Raw genomic sequence first — 15,283 nt, 5'->3', positions numbered from 1 at the left:
ATTCGATAAAAACGTGATCATAAATTGTTTGATCAACTGATTTAAAAACCCTCTTTATTATTGAGGGTTTTTTTATTTGATTTAAAAGCCATGTTGAAATAACAACACCACTTCTACACATAAAGTCAAAAATACATACACCCAAGCAATACGATAAAAGCGAGTAGGTATTCCCTTCTCATTTTCTTGCTTAAATGACAGGTAATGTTTTCTCGCCTGATAAAACACAACGATATAAATCAGTGCGATCCCCTGACAAAGAAAAGCCACATATTTAGCCCATGATTTACCACCAATAATGAGCATGATAAGAGGGATCAAAAAGAATAATAATGGGCCAAACTTCTCTATAAGAAAGAGTTTTTCTTGTGCAAGATATGCTTTTTGTTTATTTATCATAATGATGCTATCTCCAATCTACCCTTGCGCTGGATAATAGCGTGATAATGCGATGAATACAAAATGGATGTGTGGTTGATATATAAAAAAACGCCTGTATAAAACTATACAGGCGCATAAATATACAATCAGGTCTACAGACGGATGGTGCCTCACTCAACGTTTCGTCCTGTTGATGATGAATGATGTTCATCGTTAACGTGGACGTAGGCACCGAATAATCGGCTCTGCATCATTCCTAGGTTTATGAAGCCATACGCTGTCATAAGGAGTGGAATGAGCATCTACAAGATAGATATTGCATTAAGCATGCCAATTTTTCATTTTTTATTAAGAACATCCCCTTTATCTAAAAAGTATAAGGTAACTTATTGAATTTTGGTTTTCCTTTCCGGCTTCACTCATTTTCAATGATAAAAAAGCTATGACCTATGCTTTCACCATGCTATTGCTAAATAGAAAAGAAAATATAGGGTCTGATATACGTCTCTTTTTCACGACAAGAAAAACACACTAACTATTTAGTCATTTAAAATCAATGCATTAAATGTCTCTTATTGGAGACATTAAAAATAGCAAGTGTTGGCATTTACCGACAGATAAAATAAAAGGCTTATATTTCATATAATTATAACTAATTATTTTATGTATTTTACCTATCTTTTTATGAAAATTAAAATTCGGCAATAAATTAAATTATTAATAACCTTTAAGTGACAAGGACGGCATTCTTGTTAAAAACGTCATTTTAGCTTTCTTATCTGGAACACATAATCAAAAATAAAAAATATGAAAAGAGTAACGATTATAGAAGTAGAAGTAGAAGTAGAAGTAGAAGTAGAAGTAGAAGTAGAAGTAGAAGTAGAAGTAGAAGTAGAAGTAGAAGTAGAAGTAGAAGTAGAAGTAGAAGTAGAAATGGTGTTGCGGTTTTTAAAAAGGCAAATCGTAGATACGAAAAAGCCTCGACATAATCGAGGCTTTTTCTTATTGGTCGGCGAGAGAGGATTCGAACCTCCGACCCACTGGTCCCAAACCAGTTGCGCTACCAGGCTGCGCTACTCGCCGTCTGCATCACTGCTCTTATCTTGTTTATTGGTGCGAAGGGGGGGACTTGAACCCCCACGTCCGTTAGAACACTAACACCTGAAGCTAGCGCGTCTACCAATTCCGCCACCCTCGCATAAACAATAACTAAGATAAGATGGGGTGGCTAATGGGACTCGAACCCACGACAACTGGAATCACAATCCAGGGCTCTACCAACTGAGCTATAGCCACCATAACAGCTATCTTATTACTTCTTACAACAACGTTCTTCACCGTAACTCTTAGCACGCTTTAATGGCGCGCCCGACAGGATTCGAACCTGAGACCTCTGCCTCCGGAGGGCAGCGCTCTATCCAGCTGAGCTACGGGCGCTTCACGCCGTTGCGGGAAAGGATAGTACGGATTTACGCTCTGTCTGTCTAGTGCTTTTTGAAAAAAAAAGTTTGTTTGACGATAGTTTGTGCATTTCGTCGATAAATGGAGCGTTTTAACACGCTAAACGCCCCATTAGTATAATAATCAAACAATCAAGAAGCTAGATAAAAGCAGGAATAAATTATTTAATCAGTCACATCTAACAAAAAAAGACGCGATCCCTATTACAACTTATTGGAATAGTAATACCCAACGAATTTTAACAGCTTAAATTGACGCTTAATTCGGCTTGGTTGTGATAACAAACGATATAACCACTCTAACCCAAGATTTTGCCATGCTTTCGGTGCTCTTTTCACATGGCCTGTAAACACGTCATAAGTTCCACCAACGCCCATGTATAAAGCATCAGGGTAAATTTCACGACATGCACGAATAAACAACTCTTGCTTAGGTGATCCCATCGCAATAGTCACTATCTTCGCACCAGAGGCCTTTATACGCTCAAATAACGCCTCTCTATCTTGTGGTGTAAAGTAACCGTTCTGACTACCTACAATATTTACATTCCACTGTGCTTTAAGCTTATCTTCGGTTTGAGAAAGAATTTCAGGCTTACCACCGACAAGAAAAACTGGTGTTCCCTCTTTGCCCGCTCTTTCCATTAACGCTTCCCATAAATCAGCACCTGCAATACGAGAAACATTTGCATCAGGGTATTTACGACGAATACCCCGCACAACGCTAATACCGTCTGCATAAAGATAATCTGCTTCGTTGAGTAGCTCATTAAGTGCAGAGTCTGTTTCTGCTGTGAGAATTTTTTCTGCATTAATGGCAATCAGAGAGCCACTTTTTATTTGTGCTCCTTCATAGAGATAATCCAGAAAATGAGCCATATCGCGAAATCCCCAGATATTATGTCCGCGGATTGAATACTTCGGAATTGAATTGGGTCCCATTACTTTTCCTTTTTCTCTAAACAACGAGGTTCACTTTGTATTTGACGAGTCACGTAATTACGCACTAATCCCGCGCTTTCAAATAACCAATAAAGCAGTTTGGCAACCACCAAACATAAACCAAAAATCAAACAGAAAAACACAACACGAGAAACGAAAGAATCAACACCTTCTCGTGCCAAAACAATCATATTAAAAATAGCCCCAAAGCAGAAAGCTTGCAAAATAGCTGATTTATAACGATTGCTTTCATTGAGCCCTTGTTGATATAGCCAATCAAACCACTTAATAATCAGCCCTACAACAATCGCGCCCAATGGGATGAAGGCTACGCCCCCCATCACAACCAGAGAGCCAATTAAGGTTGGTGAAATGGCAAGACCTGCATGGTAATTAAGTACTTCCCATGTGAAATAGTTTGCTGAATTCAGCACTACATCTGGGCGTTCTGGCCATACCCAAGAAGGAATAAAGACATAAAAATCACGAATTATCGGTGCAAGTCCTTGGAACTCAATCTTGTCATAATTATTAAGTAACAAAGCTAGGTTTTCCCAAGGAGAAAACGTATCACGAGTGAGGTACAAGAAAGTATAGAATGCCTCGGCACCGCTCACATCAAGGCCATAGCGTTTTAATGCCAACCAGAACATTCCAACAATACTCATCACTCCAGCGGCAACCAGCATCCACAAGGTTATCCAGCCTCGAACAATACCGATAAACAAAAACAGCGCAAAAGCGATAATGATATTAGCGCGGGTTCCACCCACGATAATATAAGTTAAGATCCCAAAACCCACTGTTGCACAAAGGAAGAAAATCCAGCGTTGTTGAGTGGGTTTTAAGAAATAAACCACCAGCATTGCTGGGATAAAGAAATAGAAAAAGCGCTTAAGCGCAACACCTGACACTTGGCTTGAAAAAATTTGGCTATACGTTTTGAGCTTAAAGAGTAAAAAGCCATTTTGCAGAAAGAAAATTCCCACCGTTACAAACGCAATTAATGCCAATAAAATCCAAGTAAGGTTGGTTTCTACTCTATTCATCGTAAATAGCGACCTAGAAGGGCCGTCAACCGATTTTCTCAGTCTTACCTTATAAGTTACATAATAAATAGCATAGAAGCTGGTAGAGGCTAATAGCGCGTATAATAACGAATCAACGGGTACAACTGCGACATCAAATTGGAATACCAACATACAAGTCAGTGGGAAACCAAAATAAAAAGTCAGCAGATAGAGCATTGAGAAAAAAACATTAAAATTAAAGCGAACTCGACGAAACTCTTGATAAGTCAGCAATAAAATAAAACTTAAAGAGATAAAGTAAACAAGTGCTAGGCCACCCAGTTCCGCCAATGTCATTGCGGCTCTCCTGTACTCATCTCAATTAACTCTTTCCAACCATCCGTGAAGTTAGGCGCAAAGAAGGCAATATTTTGGCGATCAAGCATCAGCAATTGACGCTTAGCCTCTTCAATCAGCGCAACATCTAATTTGTCCCCTGAGAAAAAAACAGGAACACTTTGCTCAGTTAAGTCCTGCCAAAATGGATTTTGACGACTAATAACAAAAGGGATAGCAAATTGAATAAGCAGACAAAGCGTGCCGATACCTTGTTGACGGTGGAAAATAAAATAACCTAAATCGCATGTTTTCAATAACGCGAGATAATCGTCAAATGCCAATTTGTCACGTAATATTTCAACCTGATTATAGGGAAGTAACTGATTAGCCGCTTGGGTAACTTCATCAATATAAACGTGATTATTTTCAGGATATCCCATTGGAATAATCACTTTTGCACGCGTCCCGTATTGCTCAGCAATTGCCTGTAAAGCTTCAATATGGCGATTCGATCTATCTCCTGAATTCCCAACAATAATAGTCAGTTGTTGTTCATCAATGGGCGCTTTCTCTGTCACTGTAAGTGCAGGGTCCATTCTTGTTGGAAAATAGAGCAAACTAGCTGGAATATTAACGTTAAATTGTGCGAAGTAATTCAGATCACCTCGTGTACCAAATACTCGCCCTACACGCTTTTGAGCAAGTTTACGAAGAAGATAAAAAAGTCTAAATTTTAGCTGTTTAGAATCCTGATATAAATCAGCACCCCAGATATGCCACCAAAATTGATGACGTTTAATCTTTCCAGTCAATAATGCCAGCCAAATAGGCGCATTAAACTGACCTAAAAAAAGGAATCGTTGGTGAGTATCGGCTTTTGCCAATGTAACCACTCTCTGTGCAACCTGCTTTTTATCAGCTAAACACTCAATATCTAAAGCTGGGTAGCTTTCTTGCAGTGAAGTATTTTTACTGGCAACGATAAAACGAGGTTTATACGTTAACCCCGCCTCGGTCACGAGGTGGTCGTTAAAAAACCGTAACATTGTGTTGTTATGATGCACAATGTCTGAACCTAGTACGTAAATCAAAGTTGTCATTTGCGCCTGCAATAAATCACGAAAACAGAACTACAGAGAAGGAAGTAAATAATATATGTTGCCATATAGGCTTGAGTGGCACCTAGTGCGCCATGCTCAGGAATAAGCCAACGCGAAAATAGCGTTAATAAGGCAAACTGGCTTACTTCTGTAAGGATATAAAAACGTAGTGCCGCTTTTGCGATGACCAAATAACCAAAGACATAAGCGCCTACTTTTAAAACATCACCAACAAGTTGCCATGCAAATAAATCACGCATAGCGACAAATTTATCTGAAAACAGTAACCAAATCGCAAAATCACGTAATAACCACACCATAAAACTCGCAGCAGCTACTGCAGGTAATACAAACTTCAGTGACTTAACGATCTCTTTGGTAATATCACTCTTTTGCGTTAATCGAGAGAGTGTTGGCAATAAATAAACAGAAAAAGATGCGGTAATAAATTGCAAATAAGCATCTGAAATACTGGTCACTCCTTGCCAAATCCCTACATCTTCCCAGCTATAGTGCTCAGCAAGTAAGTTACGCATCATGATATAAGCAACGGGTAATGTAATCGATGTTAGTATCGCCATAATGGTAAACTTACCAAGATGACTGGCTATCGCCTTATCCCAATGAGGTTTCAGTTCGCTTAAAGCGAAGCGTTTACGCCTTGCTACTAAAAATGTAGCAGGAAATAAAATAAGTGCAGGTACTAATGCAAGCCCAATTAATGCACCGTGATAACCCGCAAATAAATAGCACAAATAATAAGCGATAACACCAATAATGCTACCGGCAATCACTGATAAGGCATTACCTGCCGCATCACGATAACCTTTTAAGATGGCAAGAAAATAGTTGCTATATGCTATCCCCATTTGAATAAAAGCAACGGCTCTTACAATATCCTGATATTGATGATAATCATCACCAAATAACACTTGGCTAATGGGAGCAGAAAAAAGAAGAAATAAAATAGCTAATAGTGTGGAAAACAGCAAAATCATGGATGATGAAGTACCCAACACTTTTTTGCGTTGAATATCATCATCTTGATATTGTGCGATTAATTTCGTCACACCATTAAAAATACCCGCACCAGATAAGACACCTAGCACGGTGATTAATTGACGAAAGTTACCTGCTAACCCAACACCTGTTGGCCCAAAAGAGACTGCAAGTAACTTGACGACAAGCAGACCAGCCCCGATTTTTATCAGGGTTGATCCGGCTGTCCAAACTGATGCTTTGGCTAACGACATAATTAAGCAAAGAAGTCGCGAATATGGCCAATAACAGTTTGTTGCTCTTCTTCTGTCATGTTGTAGAACATAGGTAAACGCACTAAACGCTCACTTTCTTGCGTTGTGAAAATATCTTCACCATCAAAGCGACCAAACTTCATTCCTGCTGGGCTGGTATGTAATGACACATAGTGGAATACTGTTAAAACGCCATGTTCTTTCATGTAGTCATTAAACGCGGTACGTTGCTCGATATCTTTCAGTTTGATATAGAACATATGCGCATTGTGTTCTAAGCCTTCAGGAACGATTGGAAGCGCTAATAAGCCTTTTTCCGCTAATGGAGTCAATGCATCATAGTAAATCTGCCAAAATGCTAAACGGCGCTCATTAATTTTTTCAGCTTCTTCAAGTTGAGCCCATAAATAAGCCGCTTGTAAGTCTGACATTAAGTAGCTAGAACCAATATCACGCCAAGTATATTTATCTACCTGACCACGGAAAAATTGACTACGATTGGTACCTTTTTCACGGATAACTTCCGCGCGATTGATTAAATCAGGATCGTTAATTAACGTTGCACCACCCTCACCGCCTGATGAGTAGTTTTTAGTTTCATGGAAGCTATAGCAACCAATATGACCAATCGTGCCAAGAGCCTTACCCTTGTAAGTTGACATGACACCTTGTGCGGCATCTTCGATAACAAACAGATTATGTTTTTTCGCAATCGCCATAATCGTGTCCATTTCACACGCAACACCTGCATAATGAACGGGAACAATAGCGCGAGTTTTCTCTGTAATAGCCGCTTCAATTTTTGTTTCATCAATATTCATAGTATCTGGACGAATATCAACAAAAACAATCGTTGCGCCACGTAATACAAACGCATTAGAGGTCGAAACAAAGGTAAAACTTGGCATAATGACTTCATCGCCAGGCTTGATATCTAATAAGATAGCAGCCATTTCAAGCGATGCTGTACAAGATGGTGTTAACAGCGTTTTATGACAATGAAATTGTTCTTCTAACCACTTTTCACATTTCTTTGTGAAATTGCCATCACCACAGAGCTTGCCACTTTCCATAGCTTGTTTCATATATTCTAATTCTGTGCCGACAACCGGTGGTTTATTAAACGGAATCATATTATCCCCTGTATAACCAATAAGTGGTGCTCTCTATTAAGCCCCCACTGTGTGTGTATAAACGCGAAGCAGCAATATTGCTGATCTGTGTTGCAACATATAAGGTGGAAATACCTTGTTGTTGACACCAAAGCTTCGCGGCCGACATCAGTTGTTTACCAATGCCTTGTCCTATTCTGTTGGGCATTACCGCTAGTAATCCCACTCTTGCTTCACTTTCAGATAGACGGCGTAAAGTGACAAAACCACTTACATTATTTTCAGTATCATAAGTCAGTAAACAGATATCATCGAATGTGCCTAACACCGCTTTTTTAACCCATAACGCATAAAAACGACTGCTATCACCTTCTTGATACCAAGGTGTTCTAAAACGACTTTGTACAAAAGCCTCTGAAGCCGTTGCCATCAATAAATCGATATCATCTTCATTGGCTTTTCTAAAACAATATTCAGTCGTTTTCTTACAAGCATTTTCTGTGCCAATTGAAAGTTTAAAATCAATTTCACCTTCCGCAAATTGAAAACCTAATTGGCTGAGTTTATCGATGAGAGAAAGCTCATGAGATGCGACTTTAGCTTGAACCACCGCAAAAGCATCAAGCTGTTCGTCTGTTAATGCGGGCGCTTGTGTATCAAACTCAAGACGCCCTGTTTTGAGGGAGAAATACTCGCTTTCCCACTCAAGATAATTAATATTGGCGAGGACGGACATGTAATAAATCCAATAGATAGCGACCATAACCTGTTTTAGACAGTGATTTTGCGCTTTCTCTTACTTGGTCATCACTGAGCCAACCATTACGCCAAGCAATCTCTTCAAGGCACGCCACTTTAAATCCTTGGCGTTTTTCAACAGTTTGAACAAAGGTACTGGCTTCAATTAAACTATCGTGAGTTCCGGTATCTAACCACGCAAAACCACGCCCCAGTAGTTCAACGTTAAGCTCACCACATTCAAGATACATCTGATTAATCGACGTAATTTCTAATTCACCACGAATCGAAGGTTTGACTCGTTTGGCAAAATCAACCACTCGGTTATCGTAGAAATACAGCCCCGTGACAGCCCAATTAGATTTAGGTTGTTCTGGCTTTTCTTCAATCGATAACACTTTAAAATCATCGTCAAATTCAACAACACCAAATCGTTCAGGGTCCATAACTTGATAACCAAAGACTGTTGCACCGCGTTCACGTTGTGCAACTTGTTTCAGTTTTGGACTAAATCCTTGACCAAAATAGATATTATCGCCTAAAACTAAACAGCAATGATCATCACCAATAAATTCCTCACCCAAAATAAAGGCTTGGGCTAAGCCATCAGGAGATGGCTGAATTTTATATTGAAGATGAACACCAAACGCAGAACCATCACCCAGCAAGCGCTGAAATGAGGTTATGTCATCTGGTGTTGTAATGATCAAAATATCTCGAATACCAGCAAGCATCAGAACTGAAAGCGGATAATAGATCATGGGTTTATCATAGATAGGCAATAACTGCTTCGATACCCCTTTGGTTATCGGATGCAGTCGTGTACCCGAACCACCCGCTAAAATAATACCTTTCATCATTTATCCTTCTTTACTTAATCAGTTCCCAAGCCCTAGACGTTCACCTGCATAAGAGCCATCTAATACTCGTTTCCACCAAGTTTCGTTATTTAAATACCACAAAACCGTTTTACGAATGCCAGACTCAAATGTCTCTTCTGGTTTCCAGCCTAATTCAGCTTCAATTTTAGCTGCATCAATCGCATAGCGCAGATCATGACCTGGTCTATCTTTCACATAAGTGATGAGATCGACATACTGAGCAACACCTTCTGGTTTTGCTGGATATAACTCTTCTAACAGCGCACAAATCGTTTTAACAACATCAATATTGCGGCGCTCATTGTGTCCACCAATATTGTAAGTTTTACCCGGTGTTGCTGTTGTTGCGACTAAATAGAGAGCACGAGCATGATCTTCAACATAGAGCCAATCACGGATCTGTTCACCTTTACCATAAACAGGTAATGGTTTTCCTGAAATCGCATTTAAGATAATTAATGGGATTAATTTTTCAGGAAAGTGGTAAGGGCCGTAGTTATTCGAGCAGTTCGTGATCACAGTTGGTAAACCGTAAGTACGCAACCAAGCACGAACTAAATGGTCGCTTGAAGCTTTAGACGCAGAATATGGGCTACTTGGTGCATAAGGCGTAGTTTCAGTAAAGAAATCATCTGTACCTTCTAAATCGCCATACACTTCATCTGTTGAGATATGGTGGAAACGAAATGCCGTTTTCTTCTCTTCAGGTAGAACTTGCCAAAAGTGGCGAGCCGCTTCCAATAAGGTGTAAGTACCCACAATATTGGTTTCAATAAATGCAGCAGGACCATCGATAGAACGGTCAACATGGCTTTCCGCTGCTAAGTGCATAACAACATCGGGTTGATATTGAGCAAATAAGCGATCAAGCTCAGCTCTATCACAGATATCGACTTGCTCAAAGGCATAGCGTTCACTGTCAGCAACAGTTGCTAATGACTCTAAATTACCGGCATAAGTCAGTTTATCCACCACAACAACGCTGTCATTGGTGTTATCAATAATATGTCGAACAACAGCAGAGCCGATAAAACCGGCTCCACCTGTAACTAGAATGCGTTTCAACGCCATACTCCTTTAGTATCTACAATCCATTTTTGAGTGACTTTACTACCAGGGATCGCTTTAAACTGTTGGTGATCAACTAACATTAAGACAATATCCGCGTCTTTCAATGCTTGTTCTGTTGATACTAATTCTGTGATCCCTTTCAGTTTTGTTGGTAACTCATGAATATTAGGTTCAACTGCGAATGTCGTACCACTGTGCCAGTCAGCGACTTGTTTAGTGATATTCATTGCTGGGCTTTCACGTAAGTCATCGATATTAGGCTTAAAGGCTAAACCAAAGCAGGCAATCTTAATTTCGTTTGCGCGTTTACCTGTTTCAGTAAGACAATCAGCAACAGCGGCTTTAACTTGATCGATAACCCACACTGGTTTGCCATCATTGACCAAACGCGCAGTGTGAATTAAACGAGATTGTTTTGGATTTTGTGACACGATAAACCAAGGGTCAACAGCGATACAATGGCCACCAACACCTGGACCTGGCTGTAAAATATTGACGCGAGGATGGCGATTCGCCAAGCTAATTAGCTCCCACACATTAATATCTTGGTCAGCACAGATCAGTGATAATTCATTCGCAAACGCAATATTAACATCACGGAAGCTATTTTCAGTCAGCTTACACATTTCCGCGGTACGTGCATTAGTGATAACACATTCACCTTCAAGGAAAATTTTGTATAACTCGCTTGCACGCTCTGATGATTTACGATTCATACCACCCACAACACGGTCATTGCGGATAAGTTCAATCATCACTTGACCCGGTAATACACGCTCAGGGCAGTAAGCCACATCGATATCAGCATCTTCACCTTGTTGATGAGGGAATGTTAAGTCTGGACGAGCTTCCGCTAACCACTCAGCCATTTTTTCAGTAGAGCCAACTGGTGAGGTTGATTCTAGAATAATAAGATCACCTTTTTTCAATACAGGTGCGATAGAGCGTGCGGCTGCTTCAACATAAGCCAAATCAGGCTCATGCTCACCTTTAAATGGTGTAGGTACAGCAATAAGGTAAGCATCTGCTGGCTGTGGCGTGGTATAGGCTTTTAAATGGCCCTCTTCAACCGCTTGTTTAACGACTTTATCAAGATCAGGCTCAACAATGTGAATTTGACCTTTATTAATCGTATCAACGGCATGCTGATTAACATCAACACCGATGACGCTTTTTTTACGAGAGGCAAAAGCTGCCGCAGTAGGTAAACCAATGTAGCCGAGGCCGATAACAGAAATAGTTTCAAAACTCATAATGTCACCTGATTTTTTTTCAATGCTTCAAGAATACGTTGGCAGGCATGACCATCACCATAAGGGTTTGTCGCCTTACTCATTTGGTGATACGCGTTTTCGTCTGTCAATAAAGAGGTTACTTCGCTAACAATACGTTTAGTATCTGTTCCCACTAAGCGAACAGAGCCCGCTTCAACAGCTTCTGGGCGCTCCGTTGTGTCTCTCATTACAAGAACTGGCTTACCTAATGAAGGAGCTTCTTCTTGAATTCCACCAGAATCGGTCAAAATAAGGTAAGCATGATTCATTAAATAAACGAATGGGAGATAATCTTGTGGCTGTATTAACTTAATATTATCAATACCATGAAGGATACGTTGAACTGGTTCACTCACATTCGGATTTAAGTGAACAGGATAGACAACTTCTACATCTGGATGTGCTAATGCAATTTCAGCTAAAGCTTGGCAGATACGTTCAAAACCACCACCAAAACTTTCTCGACGATGTCCTGTTACCAAGATCATTTTCTTGTCAGGTTGAATAAATGGATAGTTTACAGCAAGCTCATTTAAGAGTGTTTGATTGCCCATCACTCTGTCACTTACCCAAAACAACGCATCAATTACTGTATTTCCTGTGACAAAAATATTTTTATCCGCAACCGCTTCTCGTACCAAATTTAATTTTGCAGTTTCTGTTGGTGCGAAATGATACATTGCAAGATGCCCTGCAATAGTACGGTTTGCCTCTTCAGGCCAAGGGGAATAAAGATTGCCAGTACGTAACCCAGCTTCCACATGACCAACAGGAATTCGTTGATAAAATGCGGCTAAACTTGCTGCCATGGTCGTTGTTGTATCACCATGTACCAAAACAACATCAGGTTGAAATGACGCTAATACCGGTTTTAACCCTTCTAAAATACGACAGGTAATATCCGTTAAATCTTGTCCTGGTTTCATAATATTGAGATCGTAATCTGGTTTGATCTCAAAAAGATTTAATACCTGATCAAGCATTTCTCGATGTTGGGCCGTAACACATACCTTCGCTTCAAACGAATCATCATTTGCTAAAGCGTGCACTAAAGGTGCCATTTTTATCGCTTCAGGGCGTGTGCCAAAAACAGTCAACACTTTCACAGTGGCTCTCTTTTTTTCATTGTTATATCGCTTATTTTTGGGAAAGCAATATGCCCTTATACTCAGTACATCAGGTGCCGAAACACCTGATGTCTCGTTATTGTCATCAATGACAAAATTTAATTATTATTATTTTTTTAATGAACTGCGTCTTACTAATGCAACACCTGCACCCGCTAAAACACCAATAGCGCCCCAAAGTACCATCATAAAGGCACGGCGAGGACTATCACGTTTCACAGGATCTTCAGGGGTACGTAGAAAGCGGTAAGTTTGGAAGTTATCTTGTAATTTTGCGCCCACAGCAAGGGTCGCTAACATTGCCGTATTTTGATCGTAATCACTATCAAAATCAGCACCTGTTGCGACTAAAGTTTCTAGCTGTGATTGCAACAGAGGAACACCTAACAGAAACAGTTTAGAATCTGGTAACTCATCAATCGCAATCGATGTTTGTTTTTGAGAAATACCTTGTTTCTCAGCCACTTTGATTGATTGCTCTAATAAGTTAATTTGACGTTGATACGCAGATTGAGCCGCCATTTCTTGACGTTTAACTAGCGCTTTCATTGATTGAGTTCTAGTTGCCCAAGCTGTTATCACTTCATCATTAAGATGGGTAGATGCTCTTTTATTAGCAAAAGCAATATACTCATTTAATAATTGGCTCGCTTCTTTTGATGTTTCCGCGATGAGTTTCAGTTGATCATTAACTAATTTTTTCTCATCAGCAGGCGTAAATTGAATATTGTTAATTAACTCATCCAATAACGCAGCATTAGCCTGTTCATCACTCTCTTTGCGCTGCTTGAAATAATCCGTTTGCAACCAAAACTCACGACGTGTATCAAACGCTGCGATTTGAGTAATAAACTCTTGATAAGCTTCATCTGAAATAGTTAAAGCTGAGGTTTGTGCTGCTGGATTAATCTGTGTATCAAGATTGCGCAAGAACTGAGATTGCGAATAATAACTGCCTAAGTTATTAATCGTTGGTTTCTCTGTCATTGCGATTGCACTCCATTTAGGCTGCATCAAATAAGATGCACCGAGTGCAATCACTGCAAAAAGCAGAGCGAACCCTATAATCCAGCTTTTGCCTGACCAAAGTGCACAAAAAAGACCTCGAATGTCGAGTTCATTATCTGGCTGTTCACCCTGTCGGGAGGCGTTATTTTCCGAGTTCATCACGTTAAAAAACCTCTGCTTATATTAATGCTGTTGTGTTGCTCTACGTAAGCGACGCTTATGTCGTTTAATAAAACGAGCGACTCGCCACGCGCGTTTAATGCAATAACCATACATAACAAATGCAAGCAAGAATAATGCCAACATAAACCATTCAGGGACAAATGATAGGTTTTGACCGATAATACCAATCGCTGCTAATAACGCTGCGGCCGCAGTAATTAAAATAAAGGCTTGGCGAGAAGTAAAACCTGCACGCATGATCAAATGGTGAATATGTTGACGGTCTGGAGAGAAAGGGCTCATCCCTTTACGTAAACGACGGTACATAATTGCCACCATATCCATAAGAGGAATAGCAATTATCCATAATGCAGTTACTGCTTTAACAGGACGAGGCTGAGTTTGTGTTGATGCGACCAATAGCCAAATAATAGTAAATCCAATCAGTGTACTTCCTGCATCTCCCATAAAGACTTTGAATTTTTTACCGCAGACCCCTAAATTTAGAAGGATATAAGGTAAAATTGCCGCGATAAATGAGAAGCACCAGAATGCGAGAGCTGAATTACCACTTTGATATAATAAAATACCAAGCGCGCCAAAAGAGACACAAGAAAGACCACCTAATAACCCATCAATACCATCAACCATATTAAAGGCATTGATTGCTGCCCAAACAGCGAAAAGTGTAACAATATAGCCGAAAGGCCCTAAATGCATTTCCCAAGGACCAAAAGCATGACCCAGAGTATCGAGTTTTAACCCCGCCCCCACCATCATCACGATCCCAACAAAAGCTTGGATTGTTGCTCTAATTTTGACACTAATATCGAAGCGATCATCTAATGCGCCGATAAAAACAAGAAGCCCCGCACATGCCAGATACAATTCCTTATGAGGAATATAAATATCTGAAATATAAAATGCGAAAACAATACCAAAATAGACTGATATTCCCCCAACTAAAGGGATCAATCCATGATGTTTCTTACGATAATTCGGTTTATCCACGAGTCCAATTTTCTTTGCAATTTTACGAGCCAAGAATAAAAATGCGAAAGAAAATAAGAACACATAAAAAACGCTTGTGCTCATTTTTAGTATATCCACAGTACTGTTCTCTATAATAAATATAGCTGGTTATTTTACGCTTCCATGTGTTTTTATTCTTTTTTCCAGCTTCACCACGACGAGTTTATTCAAAACCCACCACCCTTCATCAATTATAAGTTTTCCTTAACTATTTTTATTGATGCCATCGCTATTTTTATCAATTACTAAAACATGCAATATATATACCAACATCTCGCTAAAATATTGCAATCTAAAATTAAATTACACCCATAAAAAAAACAAAAAACGCCACAACTATTGTGGCGTTTTCATCATATCGTCATTCTTACAAAGTAAACGAGCTTAACAGCA

General features: G+C 39.7%; 13 protein-coding genes and 4 tRNA genes. All 17 read right to left on the bottom strand.

Translation table 11 applies throughout. From position 1 onward, the window contains the following. Nucleotides 1-81: 81 nt before the first annotated feature. Nucleotides 82-399: a hypothetical protein gene (locus AB4J89_RS16560; protein WP_088494030.1), complete on the bottom strand. Its 318-nt coding sequence runs from the start codon at nucleotides 397-399 to the stop codon at nucleotides 82-84. 988 nt (nucleotides 400-1,387) lie between these two features. Continuing rightward, a tRNA-Pro gene (locus tag AB4J89_RS16555) sits at nucleotides 1,388-1,464 on the bottom strand. A 28-nt stretch (nucleotides 1,465-1,492) separates the two neighbouring features. Then, nucleotides 1,493-1,579 (bottom strand) — tRNA-Leu (locus AB4J89_RS16550). 22 nt (nucleotides 1,580-1,601) lie between these two features. Next, nucleotides 1,602-1,677 (bottom strand) — tRNA-His (locus tag AB4J89_RS16545). A 64-nt stretch (nucleotides 1,678-1,741) separates the two neighbouring features. Further along, nucleotides 1,742-1,818: transfer RNA gene (locus AB4J89_RS16540), tRNA-Arg, on the bottom strand. Nucleotides 1,819-2,045: 227 nt separating this feature from the next. Then, on the bottom strand, nucleotides 2,046-2,783 hold the full coding sequence (gene wecG, locus AB4J89_RS16535) for a lipopolysaccharide N-acetylmannosaminouronosyltransferase (RefSeq protein WP_088494031.1): 738 nt from the start codon (nucleotides 2,781-2,783) through the stop codon (nucleotides 2,046-2,048). Continuing rightward, nucleotides 2,783-4,150: an ECA oligosaccharide polymerase gene (gene wzyE / locus AB4J89_RS16530; RefSeq protein WP_102949428.1), complete on the bottom strand. Its 1,368-nt coding sequence runs from the start codon at nucleotides 4,148-4,150 to the stop codon at nucleotides 2,783-2,785. Before wzyE ends, wecG begins: the two co-directional genes overlap by 1 nt. Next, nucleotides 4,147-5,232, bottom strand: a complete 1,086-nt coding sequence (locus AB4J89_RS16525) for a TDP-N-acetylfucosamine:lipid II N-acetylfucosaminyltransferase (protein WP_088494032.1) — start codon at nucleotides 5,230-5,232, stop codon at nucleotides 4,147-4,149. Before AB4J89_RS16525 ends, wzyE begins: the two co-directional genes overlap by 4 nt. Next, nucleotides 5,229-6,485 carry a lipid III flippase WzxE gene (gene wzxE / locus AB4J89_RS16520; protein WP_368469979.1) on the bottom strand — a complete coding sequence of 419 codons (1,257 nt, stop codon included), beginning with the start codon at nucleotides 6,483-6,485 and terminating at the stop codon, nucleotides 5,229-5,231. The genes AB4J89_RS16525 and wzxE overlap by 4 nt, the downstream gene beginning before the upstream one ends. A gap of 2 nt (nucleotides 6,486-6,487) precedes the next feature. After that, nucleotides 6,488-7,618: a dTDP-4-amino-4,6-dideoxygalactose transaminase gene (rffA, locus tag AB4J89_RS16515; RefSeq protein WP_088494034.1), complete on the bottom strand. Its 1,131-nt coding sequence runs from the start codon at nucleotides 7,616-7,618 to the stop codon at nucleotides 6,488-6,490. Nucleotide 7,619: 1 nt separating this feature from the next. Continuing rightward, complete coding sequence (gene rffC / locus AB4J89_RS16510; protein WP_368469977.1) at nucleotides 7,620-8,333, bottom strand: dTDP-4-amino-4,6-dideoxy-D-galactose acyltransferase; 714 nt, start codon at nucleotides 8,331-8,333, stop codon at nucleotides 7,620-7,622. Continuing rightward, nucleotides 8,311-9,192, bottom strand: a complete 882-nt coding sequence (gene rfbA, locus AB4J89_RS16505; protein WP_088494036.1) for a glucose-1-phosphate thymidylyltransferase RfbA — start codon at nucleotides 9,190-9,192, stop codon at nucleotides 8,311-8,313. Before rfbA ends, rffC begins: the two co-directional genes overlap by 23 nt. Before the next feature lie 21 nt (nucleotides 9,193-9,213). Continuing rightward, complete coding sequence (gene rffG, locus AB4J89_RS16500; protein WP_098944023.1) at nucleotides 9,214-10,281, bottom strand: dTDP-glucose 4,6-dehydratase; 1,068 nt, start codon at nucleotides 10,279-10,281, stop codon at nucleotides 9,214-9,216. Next, nucleotides 10,278-11,540 (bottom strand): UDP-N-acetyl-D-mannosamine dehydrogenase, encoded by a 1,263-nt coding sequence (wecC, locus tag AB4J89_RS16495; protein WP_098941404.1) that lies wholly within the window; start codon nucleotides 11,538-11,540, stop codon nucleotides 10,278-10,280. Before wecC ends, rffG begins: the two co-directional genes overlap by 4 nt. Next, nucleotides 11,537-12,667, bottom strand: a complete 1,131-nt coding sequence (gene wecB, locus AB4J89_RS16490; protein ID WP_069369918.1) for a non-hydrolyzing UDP-N-acetylglucosamine 2-epimerase — start codon at nucleotides 12,665-12,667, stop codon at nucleotides 11,537-11,539. Before wecB ends, wecC begins: the two co-directional genes overlap by 4 nt. Before the next feature lie 129 nt (nucleotides 12,668-12,796). Further along, nucleotides 12,797-13,855: an ECA polysaccharide chain length modulation protein gene (gene wzzE / locus AB4J89_RS16485; RefSeq protein ID WP_102949429.1), complete on the bottom strand. Its 1,059-nt coding sequence runs from the start codon at nucleotides 13,853-13,855 to the stop codon at nucleotides 12,797-12,799. Nucleotides 13,856-13,879: 24 nt separating this feature from the next. Next, nucleotides 13,880-14,968 carry a UDP-N-acetylglucosamine--undecaprenyl-phosphate N-acetylglucosaminephosphotransferase gene (wecA, locus tag AB4J89_RS16480; RefSeq protein ID WP_088494039.1) on the bottom strand — a complete coding sequence of 363 codons (1,089 nt, stop codon included), beginning with the start codon at nucleotides 14,966-14,968 and terminating at the stop codon, nucleotides 13,880-13,882. Between the last annotated feature and the right edge of the window lie 315 nt (nucleotides 14,969-15,283).

This window comes from Proteus sp. STS61-E (assembly GCF_040932335.1).
Classification (GTDB): Bacteria; Pseudomonadota; Gammaproteobacteria; order Enterobacterales; family Enterobacteriaceae; genus Proteus; species Proteus mirabilis_B.
Note: the sequence above shows the minus strand (reverse complement) of the source record. Positions and strands in the feature narration are given on the sequence as shown.

Excerpts from the sequence above, each read along its gene's own strand:
- wzyE (WP_102949428.1), bottom strand. The coding sequence starts at position 4,150 with ATGACATTGGCGGAACTGGGTGGCCTAGCACTTGTTTACTTTATCTCT.
- wecG (WP_088494031.1), bottom strand. The coding sequence starts at position 2,783 with ATGGGACCCAATTCAATTCCGAAGTATTCAATCCGCGGACATAATATC.
- AB4J89_RS16560 (WP_088494030.1), bottom strand. The coding sequence starts at position 399 with ATGATAAATAAACAAAAAGCATATCTTGCACAAGAAAAACTCTTTCTT.
- wzxE (WP_368469979.1), bottom strand. The coding sequence starts at position 6,485 with ATGTCGTTAGCCAAAGCATCAGTTTGGACAGCCGGATCAACCCTGATA.
- rffA (WP_088494034.1), bottom strand. The coding sequence starts at position 7,618 with ATGATTCCGTTTAATAAACCACCGGTTGTCGGCACAGAATTAGAATAT.
- rffC (WP_368469977.1), bottom strand. The coding sequence starts at position 8,333 with ATGTCCGTCCTCGCCAATATTAATTATCTTGAGTGGGAAAGCGAGTAT.
- rfbA (WP_088494036.1), bottom strand. The coding sequence starts at position 9,192 with ATGAAAGGTATTATTTTAGCGGGTGGTTCGGGTACACGACTGCATCCG.
- wecC (WP_098941404.1), bottom strand. The coding sequence starts at position 11,540 with ATGAGTTTTGAAACTATTTCTGTTATCGGCCTCGGCTACATTGGTTTA.
- wzzE (WP_102949429.1), bottom strand. The coding sequence starts at position 13,855 with ATGAACTCGGAAAATAACGCCTCCCGACAGGGTGAACAGCCAGATAAT.
- AB4J89_RS16525 (WP_088494032.1), bottom strand. The coding sequence starts at position 5,232 with ATGACAACTTTGATTTACGTACTAGGTTCAGACATTGTGCATCATAAC.